12 protein-coding genes are annotated in these 12,023 nt (G+C 40.5%); all 12 read right to left on the reverse strand.

What is annotated here, in order from left to right:
* Window positions 1-14: 14 nt before the first annotated feature.
* The 12 genes from AC4BHA_RS03400 to AC4BHA_RS03455 all read right to left on the reverse strand — a co-directional run bounded on the left by AC4BHA_RS03400 (window position 15) and on the right by AC4BHA_RS03455 (window position 12,001).
* On the reverse strand, window positions 15-965 hold the full coding sequence (locus AC4BHA_RS03400) for a VOC family protein (protein WP_490558147.1): 951 nt from the start codon (window positions 963-965) through the stop codon (window positions 15-17).
* A 141-nt stretch (window positions 966-1,106) separates the two neighbouring features.
* The gene (locus AC4BHA_RS03405) at window positions 1,107-2,060 is read right to left on the reverse strand and encodes an SMP-30/gluconolactonase/LRE family protein (protein WP_139891667.1); all 954 of its coding nucleotides are present in this window, start codon (window positions 2,058-2,060) and stop codon (window positions 1,107-1,109) included.
* A gap of 316 nt (window positions 2,061-2,376) precedes the next feature.
* Window positions 2,377-3,378, reverse strand: a complete 1,002-nt coding sequence (gene dmpG, locus AC4BHA_RS03410) for a 4-hydroxy-2-oxovalerate aldolase (RefSeq protein ID WP_490551293.1) — start codon at window positions 3,376-3,378, stop codon at window positions 2,377-2,379.
* Window positions 3,375-4,262: an acetaldehyde dehydrogenase (acetylating) gene (locus tag AC4BHA_RS03415; protein WP_139891663.1), complete on the reverse strand. Its 888-nt coding sequence runs from the start codon at window positions 4,260-4,262 to the stop codon at window positions 3,375-3,377. Before AC4BHA_RS03415 ends, dmpG begins: the two co-directional genes overlap by 4 nt.
* Window positions 4,263-4,271: 9 nt before the next feature.
* A complete protein-coding gene (locus AC4BHA_RS03420; RefSeq protein WP_140461633.1) occupies window positions 4,272-5,042 on the reverse strand; it encodes a 2-keto-4-pentenoate hydratase in 771 nt (256 codons plus the stop codon).
* 14 nt (window positions 5,043-5,056) lie between these two features.
* A complete protein-coding gene (locus tag AC4BHA_RS03425; protein ID WP_490551291.1) occupies window positions 5,057-5,527 on the reverse strand; it encodes a flavin reductase family protein in 471 nt (156 codons plus the stop codon).
* Between the two features lie 16 nt (window positions 5,528-5,543).
* Window positions 5,544-6,497, reverse strand: a complete 954-nt coding sequence (locus tag AC4BHA_RS03430) for a VOC family protein (protein ID WP_139891657.1) — start codon at window positions 6,495-6,497, stop codon at window positions 5,544-5,546.
* Window positions 6,498-6,520: 23 nt separating this feature from the next.
* A complete protein-coding gene (locus AC4BHA_RS03435; RefSeq protein WP_140461635.1) occupies window positions 6,521-7,729 on the reverse strand; it encodes an acyl-CoA dehydrogenase family protein in 1,209 nt (402 codons plus the stop codon).
* A gap of 27 nt (window positions 7,730-7,756) precedes the next feature.
* Window positions 7,757-8,614, reverse strand: a complete 858-nt coding sequence (locus tag AC4BHA_RS03440; RefSeq protein WP_490558148.1) for an alpha/beta fold hydrolase — start codon at window positions 8,612-8,614, stop codon at window positions 7,757-7,759.
* Window positions 8,615-8,636: 22 nt separating this feature from the next.
* On the reverse strand, window positions 8,637-10,139 hold the full coding sequence (gene tcuA, locus AC4BHA_RS03445; RefSeq protein WP_140461637.1) for an FAD-dependent tricarballylate dehydrogenase TcuA: 1,503 nt from the start codon (window positions 10,137-10,139) through the stop codon (window positions 8,637-8,639).
* A gap of 42 nt (window positions 10,140-10,181) precedes the next feature.
* Window positions 10,182-11,036, reverse strand: a complete 855-nt coding sequence (locus tag AC4BHA_RS03450; RefSeq protein ID WP_140461638.1) for an alpha/beta fold hydrolase — start codon at window positions 11,034-11,036, stop codon at window positions 10,182-10,184.
* Window positions 11,037-11,050: 14 nt separating this feature from the next.
* Window positions 11,051-12,001, reverse strand: a complete 951-nt coding sequence (locus AC4BHA_RS03455) for a VOC family protein (protein ID WP_148629939.1) — start codon at window positions 11,999-12,001, stop codon at window positions 11,051-11,053.
* Between the last annotated feature and the right edge of the window lie 22 nt (window positions 12,002-12,023).

Consider the following 12,023-nt stretch of genomic DNA (forward strand, 5'->3'; position numbering starts at 1 on the left):
TGCCTTTTTAGGTATTACCGCGCTTCGATAGTAATATTGTTAAGCTCTTTATCCTGGACGGTATCTCCCCAATATGTGTTACATAATGAGCGTTCTTCCAATGTCCATTCAACCGGCTCCCAGTCTGGTTCAAAAATTAAATAACCGCCGGAAAACAGTTCCACCCGGCAGCCACTGCCCGGGTCCATGACATATAAGTAAATTGCTTGTGATGCACCATGTTTTCCAGGACCGATAAACGTCATTCCGTTTTCTTTTAAAATATCAGCTGCACGTAAAATATCCTGCGAATCATCCAACCAGTATGAAATATGGTGTAGGCGTGCAGGGGTTGGTAACGTGTCTTTCTTTAATAAGGCAACATCATGTACCAATGCGGTAACACTTAACCATCCTGCCAAAATCCCCTCATCCCCACGCATATACTCTCTCATATTGAATCCTAAGACATCGATTAAAAAGTCATAAGATTGATCAGCATCAGTAGATGTGTGTATATTAACATGATCAAAACGACGTGGAGAGATCCCTTTCCTCCATGACTTATAAACTTGATTTTTCAAAACGGAAGCATGCCCATTGAGTGCCTTTGGCTTTTCAACATCATAATACAATTCAAAAGTATGGCCACTTGGCATTTTAAAACGTATGGACTCTCCAATACCTACTGTTGTCCCTTTTGGATATTCTGTTACTTCAACCTCTTGATCTGCCAGCAGCTGTTTAAATCCCTGCAGACATTGAGGTGTTTTTGTACGCCAGCCGATCCGCTTAATGTAACCGCTGTCACCATCTTCAACACTTAATGTATGATGTTGAAAATCACTGTACGCGCGTAAATAATGGACACCATCTACTTCTTCTGTTTCTTCCAAACCAATGACTTCTTTAAAAAAGAATAGTGACTTCTCTAAATCACTTGTCACAAGTGCAACATGCCCAAGCTTTGCAATTTCCGGCTTCATCTTCTCCATGACCTCCTTGCTACAATTCTATTTATCTGAGCCTTCCGCTTACTTCGTTTTAATCTTACAAAACAACAATACGGATAGCTACACAGCATTTTTCTTAAAACTAATTGATTTTCCATAAAAATATACCGAATTTTATCTCTTACTATTTTCATTATTCAGTGCAAATTCATAGTTTGCTACACCGATAGATTCAATCTTCATTTGTAATAAATAACCCGCAAACGGTTCCTGCTTCACTTTTTCTTCAGAAAGTGGTTCATAGGCCGTGGTAACAAATAAGGTATCCATTTTCTCTCCGCCAATCGTACACGAAGATATATGGGATAAGGGAATCACAATTTCCTTAATAACCTGCATCTTCCTCGGATTGATACAAACAATACGAGTCGGCTTTTTTGAAATGGATGCCACAATTCCACCTTTAAAAAGGGAAACCCACAAGTTTCCCTCTCCATCTACTGCCATGCCAGCAGGAAACCCTTCATCCATCTCAAATGTATACACAATTTTTTCAAATTGAATCTGATCGTTTTCCATAAGTTGATATTGGTAAATAGAGTATTTCGACGAATCAATATGATAAAATTTATTTGTTTTCCTGTCCCAATCTAATCCATTAGATAGCGTGATTCCATCCACTTGTACTGAAACATTACCGAACGTATTTATACAATATAATTTTGAATTCGAAAAAGGATATTGCGAAAAGGCAGTATGAGGTGATTCTTTAAAGCTTTTAAAAAAGCCATCCGATGAACCAACCCAAATTTGTCCATCAGGTCCACACTTTCCATCATTCAAATAACACATATTATTCCATGATTCCTGTATAACAAAAGGAGACTTAATTCCCTGTTTAAAGTTTAAATGATATAAACCGTCTTTATATATACCAATAAATCTTCCATCCTTTAATGGAATGATCGCCTTAATCCAGCCTAAAGCATCATATACATTCTCTTGTTCAGTTGCGGGATTATACGTAATAATTCGTTTAGAAGCGATATCCAGCCACATAATTCCATACGCTTCGTGCCAAATGGGGCCTTTACCAAATTTAGCACGATACTGTCCACATTTTTTCATATTTTCATCACCTACGTTTATGGATAGTGTGTCAATTTAATCGAAGTTCTTCTATTCACCATCCCTCATTAAAATTTAACTGCATGAAATCCATTTACTCGGATGTCCGTGCCTTACAGAAGCCATCATCACCATAATCTAAAAACCAGTAAAGTATTTCCCCTACCACCTGAAACCTTATCTGCCAATTAATCTTACAAATGGTAAAATTCTTAGTGGAACTACCATTCATGATTCAAAAAATCGATAGAATTTGAAAAAAGAAGAAAGATCGCTAATTAATCTTCCTTCTTTTCTCTTAGAGATTGCTATAGATCTATTTAGCTAACATTAATTGCTGGGCAACTTCATAAATAAGATCCTCTTGTCCCCCAACCGTTTTGCGTTCACCCAATTCTATTAAAATATCTCGTTCGTCCACTCCAAATTGTCGGGCAGCTTTTTCTGTATGTAATAAGAAGCTTGAGTAAACTCCCGCATAGCCCATAATAAGGCTGGAACCTGAGATTTCTTGCGGTCTTGGCAGGATGGGCGCAACCATCTTATTGGCAACATCGATTATGTTATATAAATCAACACCCGTTTGAATACCAAGTCTTTGCAAAACAGCTACCAGGACTTCTGTTTGTGTATTGCCGCTGCCCGCCCCAAGTGCACGCAGTGAGCCGTCGATATACGTGGCACCTGCTTCAATCGCGGCTAATGAATTAGCCATAGCCAGAGATAGATTGTTATGTGCATGGAAACCAATTTCAATTCCGACATTTTCTTTCAATGCACGGATCCGCTCTGTCACCTGATGAGGTAACATATTTCCTGCCGAATCGGTCACATATACGATCTCAGCTCCATAGCTCTCAAATAATTGAGCCTGCTTCACGATAACATCTGTCGGTGCCATATGGGCCATCATTAAAAAACCAACCGTTTTCAAACCTAATTCACGGCTCATGGCTATATGTTGCGCTCCAATATCAGCTTCCGTTACATGTGTCGCAATTCTTGCCATTTTAGCACCTGCTTTTACCGCCTCTTTCAGGTCATCTTTAATCCCAATTCCCGGAATGAGTAACACAGCCACTTTTGCATTGGTGCATTCTTCTACCGCAGCTTCTATTAATTTCAGTTCATCAACCGCAGATAGACCATATTGCAGACTTGAACCACCTAGTCCATCTCCATGTGCCACTTCGAAATATTCAATATTCGCTCGCTCCAGACCACTCGCAATATTCCGGACTTGTTGCTCTGTGAAAGCATGTTTCATTGAATGGCTCCCATCACGTAAGGATACGTCTAATACGTGAATATCTCTCATGAAATAGCACCTCCCTGCATCACAATGTTCTTCGCCATTTCATTAGCTACACGGGCAGCCGCAGCTGTCATTATATCCAGATTCCCAGAATAGGAAGGGAAGAAATCTCCTGCACCCTCTACTTCGAGGAATACAGAAACCTTATTCCCTTCAAAAATAGGTTCTCCCCGCAGCCGATAACCAGGTACATATTGTTGAACTTCTTTAATCATTGTTTGAATGGACTGTGTAATTTCCGCTTCCTGTCCTGACGCTTCCACAATGGCATGAACCGTATCGCGCATGATAATCGGCGGTTCTGCTGGATTTAATATAATGATTGCTTTACCTTTCTTAGCTCCTCCGACAACTTCTATTGCTTTAGAGGTTGTCCTTGTAAATTCATCAATATTGGCGCGTGTGCCCGGTCCTGCACTTTTACTTGCGACTGTTGCTATAATTTCTGCATATTCTACAGGAACAATCCGGCCAATTGCATGAACGATTGGTATCGTAGCCTGGCCTCCGCAAGTTACCAAATTGACATTATCTTTATCTAAATGTTCCATTAAATTAACCGGCGGCACCGTGTATGGTCCAATTGCCGCCGGTGTTAAATCAATCATTTTCTTTCCCGCTGATTTAACAGCTTCATAATTTGCCTTGTGAGCATAAGCGCTTGTTGCATCAAAAACGATATCGACCAGTTCCATTTTTTCAGATAAACCCTCAATACCGTTATCAATTGTGACATATCCCCGGTCACGGGCTCGCTTTAAACCTTCCGATTCAGGATCAATCCCGACCATAACTGACATTTCCAAAGCATCGCATCGTTCGATTTTATACATTAAATCTGTCCCGATATTTCCTGAACCAATGATTCCTACTTTCAACTTTTCCATATGCTCACCTCATTCCGTAAAAGATAGTTTCACTTCTCCATAGGAACCAAAATCCACTTCAAAGACATCTCCTGATTCAAATGGTACCGCAGCCGTAATCGCACCGGCTAAAATAAAATGCCCTGCCTTCAAAGTAATATCATAGTCTGCAAGCATATTGGCCAACCAGGCCACCGCTTTGGCCGGATTTCCCATCACTGCACTGCTCATACCTTCATCAAATACTTCACCATTCTTCTTGGCGACAACTCGAATATTAGCTAATTGCTCCAATGAAGGCACAGGGTGTTTTTCCCCCAATACTGCACCGGCAGAGGATCCATTATCTGCAACCGTATCCTGAAATTTAAATTGCCAATTCTTAATACGGCTATCAATGATTTCAATGGCAGGGACAATTGCCTCAGTCGCTGCCAAAACTTGTTCACTGGTCACATCAGGACCTTTTAAATCTTCCTTCAAAACAAAGGCCAGCTCAAATTCAACTTTCGGTTCAATAAATTGAGAAACCGAAAGTGTCTGTCTATTTTCAAATACCATCGTATTTAAAATATGCCCAAAATCAGGAGTATCGACATTAAACATCGTTTGCATAACTTTACTTGTTAAACCAATCTTCATTCCTACCAAATGTGCATCTTTTAACTTCTCATTAATTTGCAAAAGCTGAATACGATAAGCATCGTCAACCGAGAGATCGGTTGACGATGTAAAAGGTTCAATCGGTGTTTTCAAACGTTCAGCTACAAGTAAATCGAAAGCTGCTTTTTGAATATCCAATTTAAATGGCCTCCTTAAACGGTTAAAGACTCTAATAACCTGTATTGCCCCGCAAAGAATACAAGGGGATTTTTATCTTCAAGCTGGATTGCCCGGACTTTACCAATAAATAAGGTATGGTCTCCTTCAACATACTCTGAAACAACGTCACAACTAATCTGTGCCAAAACACCGCTTAATACCGGAACATCCGCCAATCGATCAAATGTAATAGCAGCACCGTCTTTCTTCTGTCCAGCAAAAATCATTGAATAGTCTTGTTGATCCTCTGCCAGAATATTGACCGCAAACTGTTTACTTTCACGGATTTTATTTAAACAACGCGCTTTTTCACCGATTGAAATGACAACCAATTTCGGATCGAGTGAGACGGACATAAATGCATTTGCTGTCATACCGTGAGCCTGTCCTTCATGCTCTGTTGTTATGACGGTCACGCCCGTAGCAAACTTACTCATTGCATTTCGAAATAAACGATCATCCATTTGGTTAACCTCCTTTTTATGCTTTAATGGTTGGATTGTTTTCAGTATTGGCGTCCATTTGGTCTCCCCAATAGGTGAAACCAATCTCCATTTCTTCGACTGTCCAACGAATTGGCTCCCAATCCGGTTCAAAAATGAGATAACCATTTGTGAAGATCTCCAGCCTTACCCCACTGCCTGGATCAATGGCATAAATATACATAGCCTGCGAGATTCCGTGCTTCCCTGGTCCTTTGAAGTAAATTCCATTCTCCTTCAAAATATCAGCTGCACGCAATAAATCCTGTGCGTTATCCAACCAATAGGCAATATGGTGAACTTCATGTGTGGATGGTGAATTCGGATCAAAGCTAAATGCAATATCATGGACAAGCGGTGTCACACTTAACCAGGCACCTACATAGGTACCGTCCGGTGCTTCTACATATTCCCGTAAATTGAAACCTAAGTGTTCTTGCATAAAATCGGATAGCTCGTTAGCCGGAAGAGAGCTTAATAGATTAACATGGTCAATCCTTCGGGGTGAAACCCCACGATTCCAAGACTTATGTGTTTGGTTTTTTAATACAGAACGTGTTTCAGGTGAAGCCAAGGTTTTTTCCATATCGAAGTAAATTTCAAATGTATGATTACTAGGGAGTTTAAAGCGAAATGCCTTCCCCTGTCCTTTTTCTGCCCCTTCTTCTACCCATTCGATTGTCATACCACTATTTTGCAACTGCTCCGCAAATAGATCCACATCTTCACGACGTTTTGTACGCCAGGCAATATGATCCAAATGGGATTCTTCTCCTGCACGAATCGTTAATGTATGATGCTCAAAATCCCCCCAAGCACGCAAATAATGCACACCATCCTGAACATCTGTTTCTTCCAAACCAATAACTTCTTTAAAGAACCATAATGATTTCTCTAAATCTGTACTTACTAATCCAAAATGCCCTAATTTTGAAATTTCCGGTTTACTCATTTTCCCTACCTCCTATTTATCAATCAAGCAAAATACGTATTTGGTTCCAAATCACACATAGTGCGTCCATATGTCTCTAATAAACTCGATGGAGTAATGAAGCCGTGTAAATGCATAGAAATAAAATCACGATAAAAGGTTTGGAATACATTATTATTGTAAGCAAATACAGATCCTGCTCCTGCAAGCATGAGATCAAAAGCTTCTTTGCAGAGCTGGTTGGCATATCCAAACATAGCTTTGATTCGAATACTTTCCTTTTGTGTGAAATCCTGTCCGCGTGTTGAATAATCATCTAAATCATTGATAGCTTGATTAAACAGCATGCGAGCACATTCCAGTTTCATATCAGTCTCAGAAATTTGTAAATGTGTCACGGCAGCCTCGCTCATTTTGGAATAAAAGGTATTTCCAATGCTTGCTTTTGACACACGCTCCTTATGTAGATCAAATCCACCTTGGGCAATTCCCAGTGCTGGGGCTGCAATAGACAAGGTTAAGGATGGCACAAACGGCGTTCGATATAATGGATTCCCCTGTAATTCTTCAATAATATAGTGACCTTGCTGTGCCAGTCGATCTAATGACACACGATGGTCAGGAATAAAGACATCCTTGACTACTACACTATTACTGCCTGAACCACGTAAACCAACTACATTCCAGTCATCCATTACTTCTACATCTCTCCGTGGGATGACTAAAATCGCCATTTCTACTCCGCCATTCCCATCATCTACCGGTGCCCCAAAGTAGAACCAGTCTGCATATGGAGATCCAGAAACAAATGGCCATTGTGCATCTTTGATAAAATAACCACCATCGACCTTTTCAATATCAATACGAATCGGTTTGAAGTTCCCGGCTAGAACGACATCCTGGTCACGATTCGGTCCAAAAATCTCGTGCAGAGCTTCGCGCCCAAATGCATATGAAATCATGTAATCACGAATATTGCTTAACGATACGAACCAGCCGGCTGACGGATTTCCGCGGCTAATTTCTGTGACTACATCAAAATACGTACGCATATCTGTTTCAAAGCCTCCGAACATTTTTGGTCGAAGGATTTTCAGTAATCCGTTCTCACGTATCGCCTGAATAATCTCGTCTGATATTTTGCTCGTTTGATCAATTTCAAGGGTTGCATCACGTAATTGCTTTTGCAGCGAACGCGCCTTTTCGATTAATACCTCGCTGATTTCTTCTCTTTTTACTATAGTTTCACTCATAAGTTCACCCCCACTTTTTGAATATTCTTAAATTTCAACTTGCGTTTTATCCTTTGTAAAGAAATGTTTGGTTGAGTGTAAAAACTCCTCACGTTGCTCAATCATGGCCCAGTGGCCGCATTTTTTAAATACGCGCAGTTCGGCATTTGGTAAGTGTTCTAAAGCGTAAAGGCTGCTTTGTAAAGGAACAAACCGATCGTAGTAACCATGGATTAATAAAAATTCATTTTTCATTCTCTCAAGTGCCGTTTGTGGAATCAGCATTTCGGTTAAGGATGACTTGGTAAAGTTTTCACGATAAGAACGGAAAATTTCTGGACGCTGGAACATTTCAAAACGTGCTTCGACCACTTGGGTCACGAAATCCTCCATTTTATCTAAATCATAAACGAACCAGCTTAATAGATTGCGTAAGTTCTCTTTACTCGGCTCTAAGTGGAAGTTTGTTAATTTTAGTAATTCAGGTGTCGGCTCCTTTAACAATACACCGGCGCCCATTAATACGATTTTGTTAAACCGCTCCGGAGCCTGCATATTTAAATACATGGATACGACGCCACCGAGTGAATTGCCGACTAAATTCGCTTTTTCAATATTTAAAGCATCCATTAAATCTAAAATTTGTTTGATACGCCATGACATCCACTGTACTCCGTTTTCTGGATATACTTCAGGATGATCCGTTTCTCCAAAGCCAACTAGATCAGGTGCAATGACATGAAAATCTTTCGCATAATCTTCTAAAACAAATTGCCAATTTGCTTTTGCATTTGCCCCCGGTCCGGAACCATGAATTAATATCACAACTTCTTTATTTTCCGAACCTCCTTCATGAAAATAGGTTTCATAATCTCCGGTTTTCACTTTTCTTTGTAAAATCGTCATAAGAATCCTCCTTTGTTTACAACTACATTTTATTCACAATCGACATCTTATTTTTTCGTTTCGTACTATATAGACTCGCATTCTCCCCAGCAATTTTTCCAAATACAGAACCTGAGGTTAAACCGGCTCCGCCAGGATAATTGTCATAGTATAATCCCCCTACTATTTCACCGGCTGCGTATAAGCCTTCAATAGGCGTGAAATCATTGTGGATCACTTGCGCTCGTTTGTTAATCTTCAAACCGCCGTAAGTAAAGGTAATTCCACACGTAACTTCGTATGCTTCAAACGGCGCTTCATCAATTGGATTCGCCCAATTTGATTTAGGAACAGAAAGGCCTGTTGTTTTTTTCCCATCTAACTGGTTTGGATTAAATGGTATATTCTGATCAATCGAGTCATTATACCTCTCAATCTCTCTCAAAAAACTATCGGCATCAATGCCTTCCATTTTTTCTGCTAATTCTTCGAGTGTATTTGCAGCCACTTTTGAAACATGACGACCATTATATTCTTCACGTAAATAAGGTTTAGCTCTAGCGTCATACACTTGCCATGCATGCTGACCCGGTTGTTTTAAAATTTCACGTCCTACTTTTGCATAAATATAATTGCGAAAATCAGCAGCCTCATCAATAAAACGCTTGCCATCCTTGTTGACCATAATTCCGAATGGAAAGCTCAATTTTTGAAACCCTTCTTTATAATCAGCTAAGTATCGATCACCACTTACGGCATGTGCCGCAGACCAATTGCCGGTTGTTCGTGCACCTAATGACATGGCCATTCGCAGGCCGTCACCAACATTGTATTTACAGCCGCGTGTATGGACAGTATCCCAACCAGCCCCCAAATACTTTGTTCGCATTTCAACATTGGCATGAAAACCGCCGGATGCCAGCACGACTGCTTGACAAGCTATTTTGCGCTCTTTTCCATTCGAACGGACAATCACACCTTCAATCGTCCGATTCTCAGTGACAAGCTCGACCGCTGCTGTATTATAATGAATCGTTATGCCTAAACGCTTGGCTTCATTATGCAGAGAATCTACTAAGCCCTTTCCTCCGCCCACAGCTTCAATGACCATGCCGCCCCAAAACACGAATTTCCCATTCATTTTATAAGCTTGGCGCCCATAAATCGGAAGCCATTTCACATGGTGCTCTGTTAGCCATAGTACAGTCTCATAACTCTTCTTTGTCATGATGGAAGCCAAATCGTAATCTGTGCGATAATTGGACATCCGGCACAAGTCATCAAAAAATTTTCCTTCTATATATGTCCCAAACTCCGTTATTTCGAAGTCCTTATCTGTCATTTCTGGCATTAGCGATCGAACCTGTGCTCCATCATTGTAGGCGAAGCGAATCGAACCATGTGTATAAGCCGTGTTTCCCCCTTTTTCTTCTTCTGAAGAAATTTCAAGTACCGTCACATGGGCTCCTTTTTCTGCTGCCGCAATCGCAGCACACAAAGCAGCATTTCCAGCCCCAACCACCACAATGTCTGTTGCTTCGCTCATTTTATTCACTCCTATCCATCTTGTAAGCGCTTAATAAGAGTTTCATAAAATACCTTTAAAGAATTGCTGAATAAGATTGTTGAATTCATTTTTCTTTTCAATTTGTGTCCAGTGCCCACATTTACTAAAAACGTGGAGTTGGGCATCATTTAGATGCTCTAATAAATAATAACTTGACTCAATCGAACATACTTGATCATCACGGCCATGGACCAGTAAGATCTGGTTCTTAATTCTGCGTAATGCCACGGTTGGGACTGGGACAGCAGCCGTTGAAAAAATAGAATTGTTTGAACGGCGAACTTCTTCACGCATTGCATTTTCATATCGGGAATCCGTAAGCCCATCAATGACTGGCTGCATTGCTTCCTTGTCGTAGACAAACCAGCCCATAATTTGTTGAAGTCGTTTTTTTGACGGGTTATCATAAAATGCTTTAGCACGTGCCAGCTCAAAACTTAGTTTAGTATTTGGTGTACCACCCGGCCCCATCAGGACAACTCGGTCAAAACGCTCTGGATACTCCAACAGCAATTCCAGGGCTATAGAACAGCCTAAGGAGTTTCCAACAACATGCACTTTCTCTAATTCGTAATAATCGAGCAACTCTATGATTTGTTCAATCCAACAATCCATCCACATTTGGCGATTTTTTAATGGCTCAGCCGGATGATCACTTTGGGCAAAACCGTATAAATCTGGTGCTAAACAATAGAAAGAATCAGCGCATTCCTGTAATGCATAATTCCAGTTAGCCAATGATGTTACCCCTGGTCCAGAACCATGTAAAAATAAAATGGTTTCTGCATTTCCTTTACCAGCTTCGTTTATCCATGTTGTATAATGACCTGTTTTCAGATGCTTTGATGTAATGGTTACCTCTTTTGTCATTGCCATTTACCCATGCCTCCCTATGCTTCAATTGTTGGAACAATTAACGGATTTCCCGTAATGCTATCTCCCCAATACGTATTGCCAAAAGCCCTTTCTTCCGGGCGCCAAACCACTGTTTCCCAATCAGGTTCAAATATTAAGTATCCACCTGTAAATAATTCAACTCTGCATCCACTTCCCGGATCAATAACATATAAATAGATAGCCTGCGAAATGCTATGTTTACCTGGTCCTATGAATTTCAGGTCATGTTCTTTTAAAATATCAGCTGCCCGCATTAAATCCCCTGAACTGTCCAACCAGTAGGAGATATGATGGAAGCGTGCTGTTGTTTCCAATGATTCATGAGCAACAAGTGCGACATCATGCACCAATGGAGTAACGCTCATCCAACCCGCCAATATTTTCCCATCCTCGGTTTCAATACATTCATTCATGCGGAATCCTAATTCTTCAATAAAGAAATCATAAGCTGTATTCTCCGGCGCAGCTGTATGAATATTGACATGATCGAAACGCCTTGGTGAAATACCCTTTGCCCATGCTTTATACGTTTGATTCTTGAGCACAGAACGTCGATGTTCTTCTACCTCTGTCTTTACGACATCATAAAACAATTCAATTCTATGCCCGGAAGCTGCCATAAATCGAATCGCTCTGCCAATACCAGGTGTCGTTCCAGCTTGCACATATTCAATCTCATAGCCCTTTTGATTCAGTCTGCTTGCAAACGAATCCACATCTTCTGCACATTTGGTGCGAAAACTGATATGCTTCACCTTGCCCTTAATGCCGGGTGAGATTGATAATGTATGATGCTGAAAATCTCCCCAGGCTCTGAAATAGTATTGTTCGCCTACTTTTTCAGTCAGCTCTAAACCAATGATGTTTTGAAAAAAATCCACCGATTTTTCAATATCGGAAGATTCAAGAGCAACATAACCTAATTGGGCAATTCGCGGTCCCACGAGTAAGAATCCCCCTCATTTT

It is taken from the genome of Pradoshia sp. Z3_51 (genome assembly GCF_058215915.1).